The organism is Methylophilus sp. QUAN (assembly GCF_015354445.1).
In the GTDB taxonomy this organism is placed as follows: Bacteria; Pseudomonadota; Gammaproteobacteria; order Burkholderiales; family Methylophilaceae; genus Methylophilus.
The window spans coordinates 303,693-326,953 of the sequence record NZ_JADKYT010000001.1 but is presented as its reverse complement, the minus strand read 5'-3'; the positions used below and the strand labels follow the sequence as shown (position 1 = coordinate 326,953).

Below are 23,261 nucleotides of genomic sequence, written 5' to 3'. Positions count from 1 at the left end.
TTAAACATCTATGGCAAAACTCTCTCTCGAAATTATTAATAAACTCGGCTTGCACGCACGTGCCTCCACTAAATTCACCCAAACTGCCAGCCAGTTCAAGAGTGAGGTCTGGGTGGAAAAAAACGGCAGACGCGTCAATGCCAAAAGCATTATGGGGGTCATGATGCTGGCTGCTGCCAAAGGTAGCATCATTGATATCGAAGCCACCGGCGCAGATGAAGCGCAAGCAATTGCAGCGCTGCAGGCGCTGGTGAATGACTACTTTGGTGAGGGCGAATAATTGACCAGTTTCAGCATGCACGGTGTGGGCGTGTCCAGTGGCATTGCCATTGGCCATGCACACCTGATCTCCCATGCCTTGCTGGAGGTGGTGCATTTTAAAATTGATGCCGATGGCGTCGATGAAGAAATTGCGCGTTTTGAACGTGCCATTGGCTTGGTCAAGCAGGACCTGGAGCAACTGAAAGCACAACTACCCAAAAATGCGCCTGCCGAGCTGAGTGCATTTATTAATACACATTTGGCCATGCTAACGGATAAGTCACTCTCCGAGGCACCCAAGACGATTATCCGCAATGAGTTGTGCAATGCCGAATGGGCACTCAAGCAACAAATGGACGATATTGTTGCCCAGTTTGACGCCATTGAAGACGCTTATTTACGTGAGCGCAAACAGGATGTGGTGCAAGTTGTTGAGCGCGTGATCAAGGTATTGCTGGGCCGTGACCAACTGGCTGCCAGCGAAAAGAAACTGCAAGCGCGGCAAGAGCGCGCCATGATCCTGGTCGCACATGATGTGTCACCAGCCGACGCCATCCAGTTTAAACACCACCAGTTTGCTGCGTTTATCACCGATGTCGGCGGCGTCACCTCGCACACCGCCATCCTCGCACGCAGCCTGAATATTCCATCCATTGTGGCGCTGCAACGTGCCCGTGATTTAATCAACGATGGCGAGCTGATGATCGTAGACGGTGCCGCAGGCGTGGTCATCGTCAATCCAGACCCGGAAGTCCTGTCCGAGTATCAACTCAAACAAAACCAGTGGCAACTGGCGCAACAAAAACTGCAACTGATCAAAACGACCAAAGCAGTGACGGTGGATGGCGTGGCGATTGATTTATTCGCCAACATTGAAGTGCCGGAAGACGTGATTAGCGCCAAAGCCTCCGGTGCGGTGGGGGTCGGTTTATACCGGACCGAGTTTCTGTTTATGAACCGTGCAGAAATGCCAGACGAGCAGGAACAATTCGAGGCCTACAAACACGTGGCCGAGGCCATGAAAGGCCACCCGGTGACTATCCGCACTCTGGATATCGGTGCCGATAAACAACTCAACCCGGATGAAGTGGTCACCGCCACCAACCCCGCACTAGGTTTGCGCGCCGTGCGCTATTGCCTGGCCGAGCCACATATTTTCCATACGCAGTTCCGCGCGCTGTTGCGCGCGTCGCATTACGGGCAAGTTAAAATCCTGATTCCCATGCTGTCGACGTTGGCTGAATTACGCCAAACAAAACTATTGCTGGAACGAGCCAAAGAGTCGTTACGCCAGCAAAAAATTCGGTTTGACGAGCAGATCCAGCTCGGCGGCATGATAGAAATCCCGGCTGCCGCCATTAATGCAGACGCTTTTGCACAAGAACTGGACTTCTTATCGATAGGCACCAACGACCTCATTCAATACACGCTGGCGATTGACCGCGCGGATGACGCCGTCGCACATTTGTACAACCCACTGCACCCGGCAGTGCTGCGCCTGATCCAGATCACGATTCAGGCCGCTGCCAAATATGGCAAATCAGTCTCGGTCTGTGGTGAGATGGCGGGCGATATCAAATTGACGCGCCTGCTGGTCGGCATGGGTATGCGCCAGTTGTCCATGCACCCGGCCCATATCCTGAGCGTGAAATCGCAAATCCTGCAGAGCGAAGAGAGTGTACTGGCCAAGCAGGCCAAAAAAATCCTGTCATTCAATGACCTGGAAAAAATTGTCCCGCTGATTAAAAAATATAACGGTGAGCTGCTTTAGCAAGAGGCGCACAGCCTCTTGCATTTAGTAAACTCATCACCATCATCAATATATACAATCACCCAAACGCGAACATTTGGCCAATAATAGGCCTCTATCAGATATTGCAAACCCTCAAAGGATACCGTTGTGAGCACTAATCCATTACTCGTTTTTAACGGCCTGCCAAAATTCAATGATATCCGTCCCGAGCATGTGTCTCCGGCGATAGACAGCCTGCTGACCGAAGGCCGTGCCCTGGTTGAGCAATTAGCGACCGCCAGCGAAACACCTGACTGGCAGAATTTTGTGCAGCCAATTGAGAATTACTCTGAAAAATTATCGCGTAGCTGGGGCCCGGTCGGCCATATGAACGCCGTGGTCAACACACCAGAGTTGCGCGAGGCCTACAATGACAACCTGGCCAAACTGACTGACTTTTATAGCGACCTGTCGCAAGATGAGCGCCTGTATAACAAATACAAAGCCATCCAGGCCAGTGCAGGCTATGCCACACTCAGCCGTGCGCAGCAAAAAATCATAGACAATGAAGTGCGTGGTTTTAAACTCGGTGGTGCTGAGTTACCAGCCGCAGAGAAAGTGCGTTTTAAAGAAATTGCCGAACAATTATCCAAGCTGGGCAGCAAGTTTGAAGAGAACATTCTCGACAACACCAACGACTTCAAACACTTGGTTGCAACGGCAGACGAACTGGGTGGCCTGCCGGAAGATGCCCTGCAAGCGGCGGCTGAGGCCGCCAAGGCAGAGGGCAAAACAGGCTATCTGTTCACTTTGCACTTTCCCTCTTATATGCCAGTCATGCAGTATTGCGAAAACCGCGCACTGCGTGAAACGCTTTATCGTGCCTATGCCACGCGTGCCTCAGAGTTTAGCAAACCGGAGTGGGATAACACGCACCTGATTGCCGACCTGCTGAAACTCAAACGCGAAGAAGCGCAACTACTGGGCTTTGGCAACTATGCAGAGCTATCGCTCGCGACCAAGATGGCCGATACTCCAGCACAAGTGATCGACTTTTTGGACACCCTGGCAAAACGCGCCAAACCCTACGCTGAAAAAGACATGGCCGAGTTAAAAGCCTATGCTGAAAAACTCGGCTTTAGCGATATGCAAGCCTGGGACGTGGCGTTTATCAGCGAAAAACTGCGCGAAGAAAAATATGCTTTCTCTGACCAGGAAGTGAAACAATACTTTCCCGAAGACAAAGTGCTGGCTGGCCTGTTTAAAGTGGTGGAAACTATTTTTGGCGTACAAGTACGCAAAACTGATGCCCCGCTATGGCATAAAGACGCCAGCTTTTACGAGATCAGCGACCAGCAGCGACAGCCGATCGCCTACTTTTACCTGGATTTATACGCCCGCCAAGGCAAACGAGGCGGCGCCTGGATGGACGAATGCATCACGCGCCGCAAAACCGCCAACGGCGTTGAACTGCCTGTCGCCTACCTGACCTGTAACTTCTCGGCACCCGTCGGCGACAAGCCTGCCCTGTTTACACACGACGAAGTCATCACCATGTTCCATGAGTTTGGTCACGGCTTGCACCACATGCTGACGCAAGTGGATGAATACAGCGTGTCTGGCATTAAAGGTGTGGAATGGGATGCGGTAGAGCTGCCCAGCCAGTTTATGGAAAACTTCTGCTGGGAATGGGATGTTTTGCGTCATATGACTGCCCACGTGGACAGTGGTGAGCAGTTGCCGCGTGTATTGTTCGACAAAATGGTGGCCGCCAAAAACTTCCAGGCCGGCATGCAGACCGTGCGCCAAATCGAGTTTTCGCTGTTCGATATGCGTTTGCACAGCACCTTTGACCCGGCGAGCAAACAAACCGCGCTGGATGTCCTGGAGCAAGTGCGTAACGAGGTCGCCGTGCTGCGACCACCCTCATGGAACCGCTTCCCGAACAGTTTCAGTCATATTTTTGCCGGCGGTTATGCCGCAGGCTACTACAGCTACAAATGGGCTGAAGTGCTGTCTGCCGATGCCTATAGCCTGTTTGAAGAGCTGGGAGTGCTATCTGAAACCGCTGGCAGCCGCTTTAAAAATGAAGTCCTGGCCCAAGGTGGCGCCCGCCCGGCCATGGAATCGTTTGTCGCCTTTAGAGGCCGTGAGCCGAGCATGGATGCTTTGCTCAGACATAACGGTATGACACAATAATCCTCCTCATCGCCAAGCCCATCCAGGCTTGGCTTTTTAATATTCATACATAGAATCATTCAAGGATACCTTTATGCTACCCACCGCTCGCTGGCTATTGATTGTGTTATGCCTGTCTTCATCGTATGCGTTTGCCGCCAAGGAAGAGGCTGACGATATTCAAGCCAAAACACCAGAAGGCGATGAAGTGATCCTGCATTCGAATGGCTATTGGGAGTTTAAAGATGCCAAGAAAGCCGCAGTCGCCAAAGTGAAGGTAGAAGAATTTGAGCGTAGCAATGGTTGCCCGATCGGCATGCGCCCGAGCTTTCTCGGCATGGGGCGTTGCATTTCTTATGATGACCCCATCCTAAAACGCGGCTCTTTGAGTGGCAAAGGCCGTTAACACGACAAGTATCAGGCACTAAAACAGGGCAGCCATGGCTGCCCTGTTGCTTTTTCATCAGCCGCACATCAGGTTTATCGCGACACCCAAGCGTGCGCCTGCGCCATTTGCCTGTTTTTTGGCCATACAATCAAGGTCAGGTACGCCGCTTGCTTAAACATGGTTTTACATTTAACGTTTGCGCATGATGATTAACTCTCTCGACTTTGCCCGCCACGGCGATAAACAAAATTCCGCCTTCTTTGAGGAGTATCTGCAAAAACTGCTGGAAGAGCGTGACCAGATGGGCCTGACCGAGATGATTCAGGAAATTGATGCGTTAATGATTACGGTGGACCCGGATCATTCAATTCAATATATCGCTGAATTGTCGCTGATGACCTCCTACCACTACCTGGTCACGCTGGAGAGTGAAAAACATTGGACCCATGTATTACGCATAGACCTCAACTCGCCAGATCTGCTGGTACGTGAGGTCAAAGACCCCAACCTGCGTGGTATTTTCCGCTCACTGAATGAGATTTACCCGGTGGGCGCGCGCAAACCTAACAGCCGTTATATGGGTGAAATAATCCGCGTCAGCAATATGCATGAAGTGGTGAAATTACAGGAAGAACGCGAGTTCCGCTTCTTCACGCAAGACGAGGTGCGCAAGCTGGAATTACCAGGCAATGTGGCCATCAGCAAGCCGTCACCGTACACGCACAATATCGTCGGCTATATGAAACGCGAGCCTGGCGAACTGCGGGTATACTCGCTAGGTATCAGCACCATACGCGCGGATGTACAGGCCGCCTATGAGCAAGCCAAAGACCAGCAAGCCAAGCTACGTATCGACGACCTGATTTTGCCGGTAGACCACCTGGCCACGCGCGTGTATAGCCAAAACCGCGAAGTGGCCATCCTGGAATATTTATCCTGGTCCAGCTACTTTTTCTGGGGCGCTTACAATATCTGGGACCAGAACTCCTCTACCAATGTGACCAAGAGCGTGCACGGCTTTGCCGAAACCAAGAGCCCGGCCAAAGTGTTCACCGCCAACAACACGCCTTACTTCGTCAATCACCTGGAAAAATTGCCCTCTCCTACTGAAACCTTTGTGCGCAACTATGGCCCGCGCCTGCATCATATTGCCTTGTCGGTGAAAGACGGCACGCGCGATGGCAAAGAAAATATCGACTTTGTCGTCAATGCCATCGCCAGCCAGGGCAAGGGCTTTTTGCTGGATGTGATAGGCTCAAAAGAAGAAGGCCTGAAGCAGATTTTCTCCAATGCCTCTGAGCACTCGTCACTGATTATTGAATACGTGCAACGTTATGATGGCTTTGATGGTTTTTTCACGCGAGACAATGTCGCCAAGCTTACAGAAGCCGCCGGGGTAGAAGAAGGGGTACTGGAAGCACAAGCCAAACTGAGCCAGTTAGCGGGCAAGTAATCTGGCAGGCATATCTGCCTTATACTATGCGCTGCTTTCATGACCCGCATATCATGCATCACGACTTCTGGCATCAACGCTGGCAACACCAGCAAATCGGCTTTCACTTACATGAGGTCAACCCGTTTTTACTGGCCCATGTTGAGGCACTCAAATTACAGCCCGGCCACCGTATATTGGTGCCGCTCTGTGGCAAAACGCTGGATATCCATTGGCTGTTGGCGCAAGGCCTGCAAGTGGTGGGCGCCGAACTCAGCGCCATAGCCGTAAGTGCCTTGTTTGCTGAACTCAACCTCGTTCCTGAAATCACGCAGACAGGCACACTCAAGCATTACCGCACAGCCCAGTTAGAAGTCTTTCAAGGTGATTTTTTCGCGCTGGACCGGACGCTGCTTGGGCCTGTGGATGCCGTATATGACCGTGCCGCCCTGATTGCGCTGCCGAATGAAATGCGTCGGCAGTACAGCCAGCACTTAATCAATCTCACGCACACCGCACCGCAACTCCTGATTAGCTTTGCCTATGACCAATCGCTATTGCAAGGCCCGCCGTTTAGCGTCAACAAAGAAGAAGTTGGCGCGCACTACCAGGCGCATTACCAGTGCACATTACTGACCAGTGTATTCATGGAAAAAGGCTTGAAAGGGCAATATCCTGCTGAAGAAACGGCCTGGTTACTCAGCCCGAGAAGCTCGAACTAAATGACACAACCCGCGAGCGTCTCATGGTGCGCCAGCCAGTGCTGCAAACTCTCAACCACCTGATGTGCCCCTGCACGGACTTGCTCGCTAGGTTGCCTGAGGTCTGGCACCACCACCACGCGCAAACCTGCAGCAATCGCCGCCTGTGCTCCCAGCTCACTGTCTTCAAAGGCAATGCATTCGTCTGCGTGCAAGCCCAGTTTTTCCAGCGCTAGTAGATAAATATCCGGATTGGGTTTGCCGCGCTTCACCTCTTGCCCGCTGGTGACATGGCTAAAGTAATCCAGCACGCCAGTGTGGGTTAAACGATGTGTGATATGCGGCATGGGCGAAGAAGACGCCACGCTGCACACAACGCCTTGCGACTGATAGTACTGCAACAAGGCATGTGCGCCGTTTTTGAGTGGAAACGCATGGTCGCGCGCGTCGAGAAAAGCATTCAGGCCCTGCATCACGTGCTGAAAATTGGCTTCGCTCCCTAACTGCTGCGTCATCAGCCGGGTCGAGTCAGACCATACTCGCCCAACCAATTCGACATATTCGGCCTGGGTATAAGTAATGCCTATGCTGGCCGCCGCCTGTATGCAGCCTTGCATAATAATGCGCTCAGAGTCGATCAACAGACCGTCCATGTCAAAAATAGCCGCTTTAATCACTGACAACGCTCATTGATGAAATAAAACACCATTTTACCGCGACTGCGTTGCGGCTAAACACACACTTGCTGGCAGACATGGGTTTATTTGTTGCCAACACACCATCAAACAAACACAACTTAACAAAGAGCGGCTAATATAAAACTACATGACAGCAGCAGAGGCTGCTCATGCCATACAGAGATCGCCACAGCAGCGTGGATGAACAGGTGGCGGCACTTAAACAATCAAGGAGCCCCTCCATGGATAAAGCAAAACTGTATACCTTGCGCTGGTCAGCCATGCAAATTGCCAGGCTGTCTGCCGACCCCAAAGTCGATGCACTGGCGCTCAGCCAGATTGAAATCCTGTCACAACTGCTGGAAGAGCCGGTCCCCGAAGAGTTCAGGCCACCCGAGCCACCGCGCCCCAGCCTGCATCCTGAGGAAGCTTCCCCAGAAAAAAAGCGTTATCCGGTCGGCGAAAGAAAACTGTGGTACCCGGAAGCCGTCATACGCACCGACATTAAACGCGCCGCCCAGGGTGAATACCCGAAAGCCTATCCTTATGGCGCGATTGTGCACTTCACAGCCGGGCAATACACCAAAGGGCTGGAAAACGCGGTGAGCGCCATTACTAGCAGCCCGTATTTCTTTTGCTGCATCAGCACCGATGGCAAACTGGTACAGGCAAACCCGCTCAACCAATGGGGCTACCACGCTGGGGAAAGTGCCTGGACCATTGCTGGTGCGAAACGTAATGGCGTGTCCAATTTTCTGGTCGGCATAGAAATCACCAACCCGGGGCGGCTAGAGGTGCATAACGGTAAGTATTACACCTATTGGGATACCAGCCATAAGCAACCAATAGACGCCAAAAAAGTGCGTGTGATTGATAAAAATACCGACAACATCCTGGCTGGGGCTTATCTCCCCTACACCAAAGCGCAGGAAACCACTCTGCTTGAGTTTTTGCTCTGGGCCAAGGCAAACAATCCCAGCGTCTTTGATTTTGATTATGTCCTCGGCCATGACGAAGCGGCAGGTCCCAAAGGCATAGGCCGCTGGCGTAAAAATGACCCTGGCGGCGCCTTGTCGATGACCATGTCTGAATTCAGGCAACTACTTAAAGACGAGTATAAGAAACGCTATGGCTAACAGCGACAGATGAAAAAATGCCCCGACAAGTCGGGGCTAACGTGGACTTTACTACTTACCTACTCCTCACAGGGCGTAGATTAAACGTTGTACGAACGCCGAGAGTTGATCAATATCAAATCAACGGCTAAATAGCACTGAAAATGACGCTAGGCGGCGGCGTACGCTAATGGCGTCACCGTCACACTGACTGTCAGTTGCTGCTGGCCGCCCCCCAGCACCACGCCGCGCATGGGCGACACATCCCCAAAATCGCGCCCCCAGGCCACGGTAATATGTTCCTGCTGCACCAGGCAATTGTTGGTCGGGTCAAAGTCCACCCAGCCATTGACCGGGCAATAGACGGATATCCAGGCATGTGAAGCATCTGCGCCCACCAGCCGTGGCTGGCCTGCGGGAGGATGTGTGAGGATATAGCCACTGACATAACGGCATGCCAGGCCCAATGAACGCAAAGCACCAATCATCAGGTGAGCAAAATCCTGGCAGACGCCACGGCGGCCTTTGAGTACTTCGTCCAGCGGCGTTGAAATGTCTGTTGCCTGCGCATCAAACTCAAACTCGGCGTAGATCTGCTGCGTTAATGACATTGCGGCCTCCAGCAACGGACGTTGCGGCGTGAAACACGTTTGTGCAAACGTGGCCAACGCCTCACTGCATTTCACTCTTGCCGTGGCATAAATAAACGGCGTGGCTTCGAGATGCTGCGTCCCCTGCAATTGCAACATAGCCTGCACCTGCTCCCAAGCGGGGCTTTGCATGAGTGTTTGCATGGTGGGGCGTGGCTGTACATCAACCTGAAAACGTGAAGTGACTTCCAGTGACTGATGCGGGGTCAGCAGTGTCAAATAGTCATTATGGTTGCCAAAAGAATCACAGCGCCGCGATTGCTCGGCAGGCGATGGCTCACACGCAAGGGTATAAGAAACGCACTGCTGGAAGTCCGTCTGGCGCGGCATCATATGCAATAACTGTTGCGACTGGATCACACACGTATCGTAGCTATACACGGTTTGATGTTCGACCTGGTAGCGCATCACTTTCCCTTAATGCCCAGGTGTCACCAGCGGACTGGCATAACTGAAAAAACGCAGACTCAAGCGGTCTGACAAGGTGAGCGTCACCGCATAGGTGCGGTTAAGCCACTCGGCCAAAGCAGTATTTCCTGCCGTAAAACATTGATCAGGATCGAGTTGCAACAATGCCTGCCAGCAATCATTCAGCTCAGTGGCGATGCCGCCTGCATTGTCCTGCGCGTCCATTTCTTCCAAGTATTTGACCAGGCCCTTGATCTGGAACACCACAGAATTAGGGTTATTATCATCCATCAACAACAAATCCAGCACCGGTAACCACTCTGGCTGTGCAGCATAACGGGCCCGATAGGTGACCAGGTTATTGGTGACCTGCAACAACCACTCCAGGTTGCTGTGCTGTGGCATGCTGAGCGCACGGCTCAACAGCACACACATAAACTGCAAGCGCTCTATGCGTCGCCCCAGGGACATAAAACGCCAGCCCAGGTCACGCGTCATCCAGTCCATGGCAAAGCCCGTCAGGGTAACGAAATGATTAATGGCCTGCTCAATATAAGACAAGGCATCCTGGAGAGTGGCATGCTGGTGACGGGTAATAAACAGGCGTGACAATACGTTCACCGTCCGCCAATGGTCATTCGAAATGCGTTCACGCAGGTTGAATGCCTGCTGAAACAATTGCTGCACACTGGTAGCCAGACTGCTGGACTGTTGTGAGAACACGGCCTGAATCAGCAACGGTTCAATATCATCATCCGTCCAGGGTTGCCAGCTGGCAATGGCCTCTTCGTCTTCCGGGTTGGGTAACAGGTCAAACCACTGGCACAAGCCCTGCATGGTCGACCACTCGCCGTCGCGCATCTCCGGCGTGTACTCGAGCAAGGCGCGGATGGTGGCACGTAACATGATGGCTTTTTGCAGATTACGCACTGAGTAACGGCCATACCAGAACAGGTTTTCTGCCATGCGGCTGGACAGGTAGGCATTTTCACGCACCAGGTCCTGGCTGGAGCTGGTTTTACGTAACAGGCTGAACGGCGGTTGGCTGTCATGCGACAGCACCCAGGTATCTTTGCTGGTGCCGCCACGCTGCATGGTGACCACGCGGGCATCTTTACCGCTGGCCACGCGAGACAAGCCGCCTGGCAGGATGGCATAGCCGTTAGGCGTCGCAAAGGCATACACCCGCAAACTCACGGCGAGCGAGCCGATTTGCGGATGGCTCTGGTGGCTGGTCAGCACCGGCGCATGCGAAATATCCACTTGCTCCTGCGCAATATAGTGGTCGGGTTGCGCCCGCAACTTGGCAATCAGCGATTCTTTTTGGCCCGGGTTCAAATCCTCCCCAAAAATGGGGGATGACCGCACTTGCGGATAAGCCGGTTTGATGACGAGGTCATCCAGGTGCTGGATCACATATTCCAGGGCGGCTGGTTCACCACACCACCAGGTCGCCACCGAAGGCATGCGTAAGGTTTCGCCTAACACTGACTGGCATAAGTTAGGCAAGAAACCGAGCAAGGCGCCAGATTGCAGCAAATTAGCACCCAGGGCATTGGCAATCAACACATTGCCCAATCGCGCGGCCTGCGTCAGGCCAGCCACACCCAGCAAGGACTCGGCATTCAGTTCCAGCGGATCACAGTAGTCGTCATCAATACGCCGCAAAATCGCATGCACGGGCTTGAGTCCGGCAATGGTTTTTAGCCACACCACGCCATTGCGTACGGTGAGGTCACTACCTTGTACCAGCGGATAACCGAGGTAGCCCGCCAGGAAGGACTGCTCGTGGTAGGTTTCGTTATAAGGCCCGGGGGTCAAAATAACCACCAATGGCGGCTCCCCCTGACCCAGCGCGGCGATACCGGGTACCGTTCGTGCCTGGTTATCCGCCACGCGGTGTCCCCAGTGCGCCAGACTATCGCGCATGCTGGCAAAAAAGCCGCTCAGGCGCTCAATATTCAGGTCACGGAACAGCTCGGGAAACGCACTCGAAATAATGGTACGGTTTTCCAGCGCATAGCCCGCGCCAGTCGGCCCTTGCGTGCGGTCAGACACCACCCACCACTGGCCGTTAGGCGCGCGTGCAATATCGACGGCATAGCTATGCAATGCAATATTGTCATAATGTGGAATCCCGACACAAGACGGCAAAAAGCCGTTATGCCCGTAAATCAATGCCGGGGGCAATTGACCATCGGCCAACAGCCGCTGCTCGCCATAAACATCCAGCAATACCCGGTTAAGCAAGGTAGCACGCTGTGCAACCGAAGCGGCAATGTGCTGCCATTCGTCTTGCGGAATAATCAGTGGCAGGACATCCAGATCCCAGGGCCGCTGCACGCCATGGGTATCGGCATAGACGTTATAAGTGACACCGTTATCCCGCACCTGGCGCTGCACGGCTTCCACGCGTTTACGCATGGCGGTCGGCTCTTCAGACTCCAGCTGTGCCAGCAAGGCCTGCCAGTGCGGACGTGCCTGACCGCTGCTATCCAACAGTTCGTTGTAGCGGTCAGAAAAATACAGTTGGTTAAGCACTGGTTGCATGCGAGATCAGGAGAAAAAATACATTACATTACAAGACAATGAGTGTAACAGGATGTTCACCCATTGGCCTGCCAACGCAGGTCCAGCGTAAACGGAAAACGCGGGTTAGGTGGTTCTTTTACCACACACATCTCGCCCGGCGTGTGTCCATGCGCCCAGAAACGGGCAAATCGGCGCGCCTCTGCCTCATTGGCATTCACCGGGAAAGTATTGTAATTGCGCCCACCCGGATGCGACACATGATAGGTGCACCCACCTAATGACTTGCCACTCCAGGTATCTACCAGGTCGAACACCAAAGGCGCTTGTACCGGGATGGTCGGATGCAAGGCTGACCACGGGTTCCAGGCGCGGAAGCGGATACCCGCCACATGCTCGCCCGCATTGCCGGTTGCCTGCAAGGGCAACGGACGGCCATTACAGGTCACCACATGTCGGCCGTCCGTCAGGCCACGCACACGCAACTGCATGCGCTCCACGGATGAGTCCACATAACGCGCTGTGCCGCCGCCAGACACCTCCTCACCCAGCACGTTCCATGGCTCTATGGCCTGCCGCAGCTCCAGCTCTATGCCGTGATAAGCCACGGTGCCATAACGCGGAAACCTGAACTCGACAAACGGCTCAAACCAGCGCTGCTCAAAGGCATAACCTGCCGCACGCAAGTCGGCCACCACATCGGCCATATCCTGTGCCACAAAATGTGGCAACATCCAGCGGTCATGTAATTCAGTGCCCCAATGCACCAGCTTGCCGGTATAAGGCGTTTTCCAGAAGCGTGCGACCAGGGCACGTAACAACAAACTTTGCAGCAGGCTCATGCGCGCATGCGGCGGCATTTCAAACGCTCGGAACTCCACCAGCCCCAGCCGCCCGGTCGGGCCATCTGGCGAATATAGTTTGTCGATAGAAAACTCGGCGCGATGCGTGTTACCGGTCAAATCGACCAGCAAATGCCGCAACAAGCGGTCGACCAGCCAGGGCTGCGCACTTTCTTTGCCCGGCGGCAGCATTTTCTCCATCTGCTGGAAAGCAATGCCCAGCTCGTACAAATTATCGTCGCGCGCCTCATCCACCCGCGGCGCCTGGCTGGTGGGGCCAATAAATGTACCGGAAAACAAATAAGACAGTGCAGGGTGGTTTTGCCAGTAGGTAATCAGGCTGCGCAACACATCCGGCCGTCTTAACAGCGGGCTGTCGGCGGCTGTTTCGCCGCCCAGCGTCACATGGTTACCACCGCCCGTCCCCGTGTGGCGGCCATCCAGCATGAATTTCTCTGTGCCTAACCGGCATACACGCGCCGCTTCATATAAGGTGCTGACATTCGCGACCAGTTCCTTCCAACTGCTGGACGGATGAATATTGACTTCAATCACGCCAGGGTCTGGTGTCACACTGAGTAACTTCAGGCGACTATCGCGCGGTGGCGTATAGCCCTCCAGCCACAGCTTGAGCTTGAGGTCACTGGCGGTCTGCTCAATGGCACTCAGCAAATCCAGGTAATCCTCCAGCCGTGTCACCGGTGGCATAAATACATATAAGCGGCCTTGCCTGACCTGCACACACAAGGCGGTATGAATGACTTCGCGCGCGGTGGGCTGGCTTGTTTTGTGTTTTAACCTGACTTTGGGCACCTTGGCATCACCCAGCGCCGCCTGCTCAGCAAACGAGTCCAGCGCAAATTCCGGTTCAATCTCCGCAGGCAGTTGCCATGGCAATGAAGAAAGCGGCAAGCGCAACCCCATGGGCGAATCGCCCGCCAGCAAATAGAGATGCTCGCGCCGCAATGGCCACTTGCTGGTCAGCCATTCACCGGCCACTTGCGACTCTATTGGTTTCAATGGCATGACGTAACCGACGACCGAGCCTAAGCCCTGGTTCAGCACATTGGCCAGCCGTTTACGCTCGGCACCATCCTTCAAGTCAGCCTTGAGCGGGTCAATATTGTGCGCCAACTGCTGCTCTTGCTGTGCCAGCGACCACACATCTTCATAGGCAGGCACCAGACAGGCAGGCGGGAATCCCAGCATATCGGCCAGATGCCGTGCAAATGCCTGCGCCTGTTTCGCAGTGTAGCCATCCTGACCACTTTCGGCAGAAAATAGGCTGGCATCACGCCATACCGGCTTGCCATCAGGCCGCCAGTAGATATTAATCGCCCAGCGCGGCAACGGCTCACCGGGATACCACTTGCCCTGGCCGTAATGCAAAAAGCCGTGAGGCGCGAACTGGGCCTTGAGCCGCAATGCCAGATCTCCTGCCAGTTGGCGCTTATGCTCCCCCAGCGCCAAGGTGTTCCACTGCGCGCCATCCATATCATCAATCGAGACAAAGGTCGGCTCACCGCCCTGCGTCAGGCGCACATCCATCTTGTTCAGTTGTTTATCGACCTGCTCGCCCAGCTTCACAATGGCTTGCCAGTCTTGTTCGCTATAAGGCTTGGTCACACGCGGATCTTCGTGAATACGGGTGACACGCATCTCGTGGCTAAACGTCACTTCGGCGACATCGGTAAATCCCATCACTGGTGCGGCCGAAGATGGTAACGCCGTGCAAGCCAGCGGAATATGCCCTTCGCCTGCCATCAAACCGGACGTCGGGTCCAGCCCGACCCAACCAGCGCCGGGGATGAACACTTCAGTCCAGGCATGCAAGTCGGTAAAATCTTTATCCGTGCCGCTGGGGCCATCCAGCGCCTCAATATCAGCTTTTAGCTGTATCAGGTAGCCAGAAACAAAGCGCGCCGCCAGGCCAAGCTGGCGCATCACTTGCACCAGCAACCAGGCGGAGTCACGGCAGGAACCCGTACGTTTTTGCAAGGTGTCTTCCGGCGTCTGTATGCCTGGCTCCATGCGCACGGTGTAACCAATCGCCCCTTGCAGGCGCTGGTTCACCGCCACCAAGAAATCGACAATACCAACCTCCGGCTGCACCACCTCACTGCGTATGACGTCCATCCATTCCGTGAGCAAAGGCCCCATGGGCTCCGCTTGCAAATAGGCGGTCAGTTCAAAAGCCTGTTGCTCGGCGTAGCTGAATGGAAAGTGCTCAGCATACTTCTCCACAAAGAAATCAAACGGGTTGATGACGGTCATGTCTGCCACCAAATCGACCGTAAAATCGAGCTCACGCACCATTTCGGGGAATACAAAACGGGCAATATAGTTGCCGTAAGGGTCTTGCTGCCAATTGATAAAGTGCTTTTCCGGATTCACCGTCAATGAATATGACAGCACAGGCGTGCGCGCATGCGCGGCAGGCTTTAAGCGGACTTCATGTGGAGATAAATTGACCAGTCGGTCGAACTGATAACGCGTGCGGTGATGTAAAGCGACACGGATAGCCACTGCCACTCCTTTTAGGAATTATGATTTTAGGCAGTGAAGATGCAGGAAATATGCCAGCTGCGGGCAAACAGGCCACGACGCAGCTGGAAAACACAAGAAACAGGCGAAAGTGAGGGATGGCTTATTTGCCGCCACCCACCAGGCTTTTCACAGCGCTGACGACATCACCCGGCATGACCACGATTTTGCTGTTATTGGAATCCGCCATTTTTTGCAGGGATTGAATATAGCGGTCACCGAGCAAGAACGTCGCCGAGGCGTTATTTTCTTTCACCGCTTCCGTAATCATTTTGATCGCCTCGGCCGACGCCTTGGCACCGACCATCTGCGCTTCTGCATCTTTGCGCGCCGCTTCCAGGCGCGCCTCTGCATTCAAAATCAGGGATTGTTTGGCACCCTCAGCCTCGGTCACCACCGCCACACGTTCACGCTCAGCAGCGGCCTGCCTCTCCATGGCATCCTGCATATTGGCAGAGGGCTTGATGTCTTGAATCTCAACGCTTTTCACGGTCAGCCCCCAATCCAGCGCCTCATCGGCAATCGCCTCTTTCAACTCTGCCTTGATGCGGTCACGCGAGGTCAATGCATGGTTTAAGTCCATGCCACCAATAATCGAGCGCAAACTGGTTTGGACCATATTGCGCATGGCTTCGCGGAAGTTTTCAATGCCATACACGGCACGTTCGATATTGGTGACTTTGATAAACGCCACCGCATTGGCCAGAATCACCGCGTTATCGCGCGTAATCACTTCCTGCTCTGGCACATCCAGAATAATGTCTTTGGTAGTCACTTTGTAGCTGACAGTACTCAAAATCGGGTTAATCACATGTAACCCTGGCGTTAAAATGCCAGCAAACTTACCCAGGCGCTCAACTACCCACTCCTCGCCCTGCGGCACAATACGTACGCCTTTAACGATGGCAATCACTACTAATACGATCACAATGACACTGACTTCGGTCATGACTACTCCCTTGATTCAATTAAGTTAATGCTTGGCTAGACAGGCACCACACGCAAACTGTTACCCTCTACCGCAACGACCTTCGCTGCTTGCTGTTCGGCAATTGCAGTATCGGCATAGGCCACCCACTCGCGGCTGCCTAGCACCCCCTGGCTGAAGCGTATCTTGCCTGCTTGCTGGGGTGAAATCGCGACCGTCACAATGCCTTCACGACCGATTTCCTCTCCTTGTGCCTGGCCCACACGTAACGCAGGCTTACGCTTTTCCAGCTTACGCATCACGCCGAGGGCAACCGCAGACAACACCGCGTAGTTCAATGCCTGTAACGCTAATGGCATCTCGGTAAAAACAGCGCACAACATCGCCATCACCAAAGCAGCGATGCCTAGCCACAAAAAATACAGGGTTCCTAACAGCATTTCCATGCACAGCAGTATAAGCCCCAGCCCACACCACCACCATAATGTCGTCATTCGCACACCTTTCCAACGAAATTGCAACTCATGGTATCACTAGTTGTGTCAAAATGGTGCGCTATGAACCCGCCAGCCCTCATCACGCTCGCTGCAGACCGCGTCACGCGCCTGCAGCAAATCAGGGAATATTTTCCGCAAGCCTCGGGGCCAGACTTGTCCCCGGCCTGGCAAGGCGGACGTGCGTCTGCATTAGCACGGCTATCGTCAGTGGACGCTGAAGACTACGCGCGTAGCCGCAACCAGCTCACAGGCGCAGTGACCGGGTTATCGCCCTACCTGCGCCATGGCTGCCTGTCGCTACCAGAAACCATGGCGGACGTGCGGGCACGATTTGGCAAACACGCGCACAAACTCGCCGCCGAATTGAGTTACCGCGATTATTTCCGCCAGGTCTGGTACCGGTTTGGTGAAGCTATCATGCAGCCCATGGAGTCTCCCAAAGTGGGCTTAGGCGATAGGCCCATGCCAGACTTTATTGCACAAGGCTTCACCGGGCTGGTATGCATGGATGAAATCGTGCGTCAATTGCAGCAACATGGCTATTTACACAACCACGCACGCATGTGGTTTGCGGCTTATGTCGTGCATTGGCTCAAAGTAGACTGGCGACAGGCTGCGGATTGGTTTGAAACACAACTACTGGATGGCGACACGGCATCCAACCATCTGTCCTGGCAATGGATCGCCTCCAGTTTCAGTAATAAACCTTATCTTTTTAACAAAGAAAACCTGATCAAGTTTGGCGGTGAATCCTGGTGCCAGCAATGCCGGGTCACCTGCCCGTTTGAAGGCAGTTATGAACAATTGCACCAACAACTGTTTACTGATGCAGTGGTCGCAAAAAAACCCGTCCATCATCTGAACCCGCCTGAACCCACGCCCAAAGGCGTCGCGAGCCTGGTATGGATACACGACGAGATGCTGTCACCAACGCATGCGCTATGCGTCTTTAACCTGCCCGCTGTATTTATATTCGACCCGGCACTGTACCAGCACTGGCCACTCAAGCGCTTGCAATTTATGGCTGACTGCCTGGCTGAAATGCCAGGGGTAGATATCTGGATAGGACAGACCAATCAAGTACTGGCGCGGCTCGCGCAGGGACGCATCATCACCCAAAACACTCCGCAACAGGCACTCAAACAAGCAGCAGCAGGACTTGATATTGAGTGGCGTACCGAGCCTGTTTTGACAGAAACACCGTTAAGCGACCACCAACTCATGCGTTTCAGCCGTTACTGGAAAGCGGTAGAACCCACCCTCACGCGCGGCCTTTGCACAAACTAGCGCCTGCGCCTGCGCTGCGAGCCTGTGTGGCGTGGTAAAATCCCGCGCATGAATACTCCGACATCAAACACTCAAACCAACCGCGAACTCGCAAAATCATTCGACCCAAAAACCATAGAAAGCCAATGGTATGCTTTTTGGGAGGGTAAAGGCTTTTACGCCGCCGGCATGAACCCGCAAGTGCAGGATAACTTCTGCATTTTGCTGCCCCCACCCAACGTCACCGGCACGCTGCACATGGGCCATGGCTTTAACCAGACCATCATGGACGCGCTGACCCGCTACCACCGCATGCGTGGCGACAACACCTTATGGCAACCAGGCACAGACCACGCAGGCATTGCCACGCAAATTGTGGTGGAACGCCAGCTCGATGCACAAGGCGTGAGCCGCCATGACCTGGGTCGTGAAAAGTTTCTGGAAAAGGTCTGGGAGTGGAAAGAATATTCCGGCGGCACCATCACCAAACAGATGCGTCGCCTGGGCACCTCGCCTGACTGGCAGCGTGAGCGCTTCACCATGGACGCAGGCCTCAACAAAGTCGTCACCGAAACTTTTGTACGCCTCTATAACGAAGGCCTGATCTACAGAGGAAAAAGATTAGTTAACTGGGATGTGAAACTGGGCACTGCCGTGTCCGACCTGGAAGTAGTCCAGGAAGAAGAAGACGGCTCCATGTGGCATATCAATTACCCACTGGCGGATGGCTCAGGCTCACTGACCGTGGCGACAACTCGTCCGGAAACCATGCTGGGCGACGTCGCCGTGATGGTGCACCCGGAAGATGAGCGCTATGCACACCTGATTGGCAAAAATGTCACTCTTCCGTTGTGCTCCCGCGAAATTCCGGTCATCGCCGACGAGTATGTGGACAAAGAATTTGGTACCGGCGTGGTAAAAGTCACGCCAGCCCACGACTTTAACGACAATATGGTCGGTCAACGCCAGGGCCTGGACAAAGTCGTCATCCTCAACCTGCAAGGCTTTGTGCCTGCAAGCGCTGAAGTCTACGCCGCTGACGGCAGCGCCAAAGCAGCGATCAACCTACCAGCCAACCTGGTCGGGCTGGAGCGTTTTGCTGCGCGCAAACAAGTTGTGGCCGACCTGGAAGCCGCCGGCTTCTTGGTGAAAGTGGAAAAACACAAACTGAAAGTGCCACGTGGCGACCGCACCAATGTGGTGATTGAGCCCATGCTCACCGACCAGTGGTTTGTGGCAATGAGCAAAGCCGGAGATGACGGCAAGAGCATCACCGAAAAAGCGCTAGAAGTGGTTGCTAATGGCGAAATCAAGTTTTACCCGGAAAACTGGGTGAATACTTACAACCAGTGGCTGAACAACATTCAAGACTGGTGTATTTCTCGCCAGCTGTGGTGGGGGCATCAGATCCCGGCCTGGTATAGCGAACACGGTAAAGTCTATGTAGCGCACGATGAGGCTGAAGCAAAAGCCATAGCCGCTAAAGACGGTGACACCGGGGCCCTGACACGTGATAACGATGTGCTGGATACCTGGTACTCGTCTGCCCTGTGGCCATTCTCTACACTGGACTGGACGGGCAATGACGCGGTTGACGCGCAAAACCAGGCTTTACAGCAATACCTGCCATCATCAGTGCTCGTCACCGGTTTCGATATTATCTTCTTCTGGGTAGCGCGCATGGTCATGATGACCAAGCACATCACCGGCAAAATCCCGTTCAAGCACGTCTATGTGCACGGGCTGATCCGCGATGCGGAAGGCCAGAAAATGTCCAAGTCCAAAGGCAATGTGCTGGACCCGATAGATCTAATTGACGGTATCGACCTGGAGTCATTGGTGAAAAAACGCACCACCGGCCTGATGAACCCGAAAGATGCCGAAAAAATCGAGAAGCGCACGCGTAAGGAATTCCCGGAAGGGATCGCCGCTTACGGCACCGATGCACTTCGCTTTACCTTTGCCAGCCTGGCTTCGCCTGGCCGAGACATCAAATTTGACCTGCAACGCTGCGAAGGGTATCGCAACTTCTGCAACAAACTGTGGAACGCCACCCGTTTTGTGCTGATGAACACAGAAGGCCAAGACAATGGCTTTGGCGTGGAAAGTTGTGAGGATGGCGGCCGCAAGTTCAGCCAGGCAGACCGCTGGATAGTCTCACTGCTGCAGCGCACTGAAGCTGAAGTCGAGCGTGCCTTTAACGATTACCGCTTTGACCTGGCTGCCAAGGCCATTTACGAGTTTGTCTGGGACCAGTATTGCGACTGGTACCTGGAAATCGCCAAGGTACAGATCCAGGGCGGCAGTGAGGCTGAGCAACGTGCTACACGCCGCACCTTGCTGCGCGTATTAGAAACGATCTTGCGCCTGGCGCACCCAATTATTCCGTTTATTACCGAAGAAATCTGGCAGACCATCGCGCCGATGACTGAGCTGAAAGACAAGTCACGCGGCACTGACAGCATCATGCTGCAAGCCTACCCGAAAGCGGACCTGGAAAAAATTGATGTGCAGGCCGAAGCCTGGGTGGCCACCCTGAAAACGGCGGTTGAGGCTTGCCGGAGCTTGCGTGGTGAAATGAGCATCTCACCCGCTGCCAAAGTGCCATTGATTGCCGCTGGTGACGCTGAACAACTGGCCGCTTTTGCGCCTTACCTCAAGTCACTGGCCAAGCTGGAGAACGTCGACATTGTGGCTGAACTCCCAGAAGCCGATGCGCCAGTGATGCTGGCGGCTGACTTTAAGCTGATGCTCAAAGTGGAAATTGATGTTGCCGCTGAAAAAGAGCGTCTGGGTAAAGAAATTGCGCGTTTGCAGGGTGAAATTACCAAAGCCAACAGCAAACTGGGCAACGAAAGCTTTGTCGCCCGAGCACCTGTGGCCGTGGTTGATCAGGAGAAAGCCCGCCTGGCAGAGTTCAGTGCCAACCTGGATAAGCTGCAAGCGCAATTGGCAAAATTGAAATAATGTAAACACACCGGCACCGTTGCCGCCTCAGGCGACGGTGCCGCACTTGTGGCAAAACTTGGCAAAGGCATTTTTTCTTGCGTTGCAGCCACCGCAATAATTGTGCAAACAAATGCCACAATGCATACAAAAATCATTATGTTCATTTTTCAGGTCTACCTGCCGCTCACACCCTGGGCAAATACCCTTGCCCAAGCGCTCTAGCGCGGTGTCATACCCCAACTCTTCACGACGCTGAAATTCAGGTTGCGACTCTGCCAACTGCTGCTGCGCCAGATAACGCTGCAGGGCAGCAATGGCATATTTCCCACCCACCACCGTGAGCAAGATACCTACCAGATAGCGCACATAACCACCATAATCTGGCAAATACGGCACCAGTTCAACGAAGAATGCCATCAATGCAAAGATAATAAAGCCCCATACGAAAGGCCAGTACTGGGATTTGCGCTGTTTCACAAACAACCAGGCGGCGAGCCCCAGCAAAGGCAGCGTCAGCAACAGCCTATACAAAAATACCCGCGTTGCCTTGTGTTGGTAAGCCTCATCGAATTTTTTACGCGCCACCTCTTCCATGGCATTGATCTGTGTTTGCAGTTGCGCCTCATGCTGAAACAGGTTTGTTTGCTTCTGCTGAATATGCTCTACCGCCTTTTCAGCGTTGCGCTCCTGCACTTTCAGCGCATCCAATTGCTGTGTGCGCCTGACCAACTCATCATCCTGCGTTGATAACTGCGTCACGTCTCGCGTGGCTACCCAATTATCAAAAGTACTGCGCGCCGCTTGGTAATCCTTTTGTCGAATTGTGAGCTGTAAACTGGCTTGCTCCAGTTGATCTGCCAATCGTTGCCGTTGCTGAACAAGATCGCCCAACTCAGTGCGCAAAGGCTCCATGGCACGATGGTTAACAAAGTGCTCGGTGGTGTACTCAGCCTCCACCCGCGGCAGGTCGCCGATAATATTCTTTCCTAAACCGGTTAAAAACCAGGCGAAGATAAAAGCCACCGCCCACAATGCACGGTTAAACCACTTTTCGGATAAACGAACACCTTTATTCATCAGCAGCTCCTGATTGGATGTTTATCGATGCTAACGGGCTTTGAGCCCAGCAGCAAGCCAAAGTCTGACACAAGCCCAGCATCTGCCGTTAAAATGATGTTTTAAAGGATAGCAAGATGCCTGAAGCAGACGAAGAAAACCCGAAAGAAGTTCTGTGCAGTTGCAGCGGGACGACGCGCGGGCTAATTACCGACCTGGTCGCGCAAGGCAAAGATATTGAAGGCATTTCACGCTACTCGGGTGCCCTCAGCGGCTGTGGCGGCTGTGAATGGGAGATTACCGAACTGGTGAATGCCCTCAACGCAAAACACCCCACACAAGCACCCAAGACCTAATGCGCGCACACCGTGCAAGACGGGTCTTTTTTCAGGCGTATCGTGCGCCATTCGGCACTCAGCGCATCCAGCAGCAGCAATCGGCCCTGCATGGTTTGGCCAATATTAAGCAAAACCTTGATCGCCTCCGCCGCCTGCGCGGTGCCTATCATGCCCACCAGCGGCGCAAAAACCCCGTTATCGGCACAACGCAAGGCCTGATCATCCCCGACATCGGGATACAGACAGTGATAACAAGGGCTTTCGTCATGACGAAAATCAAATACGCTTAACTGCCCTTCAAAACGGATGGCAGCGCCCGAAACGAGTGGTGTTTTGTGGCTAAAGCAAAGCTGGTTCAGCAAGTAGCGCGTAGCAAAATTATCCGAGCAGTCAATCACTACATCTGCCTCGGCAACACGTGCGGCAAGCGCGTCATTATTAAGCCGCGTTGTCTCGACATTCACTTTGACCTCAGGATTCAGGCGAGCAATCGTCGCCTGCGCAGACAGGGCTTTGTTCTGCCCGACCGCAGCAGTGGTGTGAATAATCTGCCGTTGCAGGTTGGTTAAATCCACGTGGTCAAAATCGCAAATGGTTAAAGTACCCACGCCAGCAGCAGCCAGATACATGGCAACTGGCGCACCCAAGCCTCCGGCGCCGATAATCAGCGCATGGCTTTGCGTGAGCTTTTCCTGCCCGGCGTATTCAACCTGCGGCAACATGATGTGCCGACTGTAACGTAACAATAAATCGTCTTGCATTAAAAATCC

At 53.8% G+C, this 23,261-nt stretch carries 18 protein-coding genes; 10 read left to right on the top strand and 8 right to left on the bottom strand.

What is annotated here, in order from left to right:
* Positions 1-10: 10 nt before the first annotated feature.
* The 6 genes from INP79_RS01470 (at position 11) to tmpT (ending at position 6,713) form a co-directional block, all read left to right on the top strand.
* Positions 11-280, top strand: a complete 270-nt coding sequence (locus INP79_RS01470) for an HPr family phosphocarrier protein (RefSeq protein WP_194752651.1) — start codon at positions 11-13, stop codon at positions 278-280.
* The gene (gene ptsP, locus INP79_RS01465; protein WP_194752650.1) at positions 281-2,032 is read left to right on the top strand and encodes a phosphoenolpyruvate--protein phosphotransferase; all 1,752 of its coding nucleotides are present in this window, start codon (positions 281-283) and stop codon (positions 2,030-2,032) included.
* Positions 2,033-2,161: 129 nt separating this feature from the next.
* A complete protein-coding gene (locus INP79_RS01460; protein WP_194752649.1) occupies positions 2,162-4,192 on the top strand; it encodes a M3 family metallopeptidase in 2,031 nt (676 codons plus the stop codon).
* Positions 4,193-4,265: 73 nt separating this feature from the next.
* Positions 4,266-4,577 (top strand): hypothetical protein, encoded by a 312-nt coding sequence (locus INP79_RS01455; protein ID WP_194752648.1) that lies wholly within the window; start codon positions 4,266-4,268, stop codon positions 4,575-4,577.
* A 187-nt stretch (positions 4,578-4,764) separates the two neighbouring features.
* Positions 4,765-6,012 (top strand): hypothetical protein, encoded by a 1,248-nt coding sequence (locus INP79_RS01450; protein WP_194742406.1) that lies wholly within the window; start codon positions 4,765-4,767, stop codon positions 6,010-6,012.
* A gap of 53 nt (positions 6,013-6,065) precedes the next feature.
* Positions 6,066-6,713, top strand: coding sequence for a thiopurine S-methyltransferase (gene tmpT / locus INP79_RS01445; protein WP_194753807.1), 648 nt, complete (start codon positions 6,066-6,068; stop codon positions 6,711-6,713).
* Here the strand turns inward: tmpT and INP79_RS01440 are convergent.
* On the bottom strand, positions 6,710-7,369 hold the full coding sequence (locus INP79_RS01440; protein WP_194753806.1) for an HAD family phosphatase: 660 nt from the start codon (positions 7,367-7,369) through the stop codon (positions 6,710-6,712). The genes tmpT and INP79_RS01440 overlap by 4 nt on opposite strands.
* Before the next feature lie 242 nt (positions 7,370-7,611).
* Here INP79_RS01440 and INP79_RS01435 point away from each other — a divergent pair, with 242 nt between their 5' ends.
* A complete protein-coding gene (locus INP79_RS01435; RefSeq protein ID WP_194752647.1) occupies positions 7,612-8,505 on the top strand; it encodes an N-acetylmuramoyl-L-alanine amidase in 894 nt (297 codons plus the stop codon).
* A gap of 149 nt (positions 8,506-8,654) precedes the next feature.
* Here INP79_RS01435 and INP79_RS01430 read toward each other — a convergent pair whose 3' ends face one another.
* The 5 genes from INP79_RS01430 to INP79_RS01410 all read right to left on the bottom strand — a co-directional run bounded on the left by INP79_RS01430 (position 8,655) and on the right by INP79_RS01410 (position 16,879).
* Entirely contained in the window at positions 8,655-9,542 is an 888-nt protein-coding gene (locus INP79_RS01430) for a transglutaminase family protein (RefSeq protein WP_194752646.1), read from the bottom strand.
* Between the two features lie 9 nt (positions 9,543-9,551).
* Positions 9,552-12,092: a circularly permuted type 2 ATP-grasp protein gene (locus INP79_RS01425; protein ID WP_194752645.1), complete on the bottom strand. Its 2,541-nt coding sequence runs from the start codon at positions 12,090-12,092 to the stop codon at positions 9,552-9,554.
* 56 nt (positions 12,093-12,148) lie between these two features.
* Positions 12,149-15,439 carry a transglutaminase family protein gene (locus INP79_RS01420; protein WP_194752644.1) on the bottom strand — a complete coding sequence of 1,097 codons (3,291 nt, stop codon included), beginning with the start codon at positions 15,437-15,439 and terminating at the stop codon, positions 12,149-12,151.
* A gap of 121 nt (positions 15,440-15,560) precedes the next feature.
* Entirely contained in the window at positions 15,561-16,406 is an 846-nt protein-coding gene (locus INP79_RS01415; protein WP_194752643.1) for an SPFH domain-containing protein, read from the bottom strand.
* Between the two features lie 35 nt (positions 16,407-16,441).
* Entirely contained in the window at positions 16,442-16,879 is a 438-nt protein-coding gene (locus tag INP79_RS01410; RefSeq protein WP_194752642.1) for an NfeD family protein, read from the bottom strand.
* 63 nt (positions 16,880-16,942) lie between these two features.
* Between INP79_RS01410 and INP79_RS01405 the strand changes: the two genes are divergently transcribed.
* The gene (locus INP79_RS01405) at positions 16,943-18,169 is read left to right on the top strand and encodes an FAD-binding domain-containing protein (protein WP_194752641.1); all 1,227 of its coding nucleotides are present in this window, start codon (positions 16,943-16,945) and stop codon (positions 18,167-18,169) included.
* Between the two features lie 48 nt (positions 18,170-18,217).
* Complete coding sequence (locus INP79_RS01400) at positions 18,218-21,115, top strand: valine--tRNA ligase (RefSeq protein WP_194752640.1); 2,898 nt, start codon at positions 18,218-18,220, stop codon at positions 21,113-21,115.
* A 27-nt stretch (positions 21,116-21,142) separates the two neighbouring features.
* On the opposite strand, the gene INP79_RS01395 is transcribed toward INP79_RS01400, so the two are convergent.
* Positions 21,143-22,174 carry a zinc ribbon domain-containing protein gene (locus INP79_RS01395; RefSeq protein ID WP_194752639.1) on the bottom strand — a complete coding sequence of 344 codons (1,032 nt, stop codon included), beginning with the start codon at positions 22,172-22,174 and terminating at the stop codon, positions 21,143-21,145.
* A gap of 116 nt (positions 22,175-22,290) precedes the next feature.
* On the opposite strand from INP79_RS01395, the gene INP79_RS01390 reads away from it, so the two are divergent.
* Complete coding sequence (locus INP79_RS01390; protein WP_194752638.1) at positions 22,291-22,509, top strand: (2Fe-2S)-binding protein; 219 nt, start codon at positions 22,291-22,293, stop codon at positions 22,507-22,509.
* On the opposite strand, the gene INP79_RS01385 is transcribed toward INP79_RS01390, so the two are convergent.
* Complete coding sequence (locus INP79_RS01385) at positions 22,506-23,252, bottom strand: molybdopterin-synthase adenylyltransferase MoeB (protein WP_194752637.1); 747 nt, start codon at positions 23,250-23,252, stop codon at positions 22,506-22,508. The two genes, INP79_RS01390 and INP79_RS01385, sit on opposite strands and share 4 nt — an antisense overlap.
* Positions 23,253-23,261: the final 9 nt, after the last annotated feature.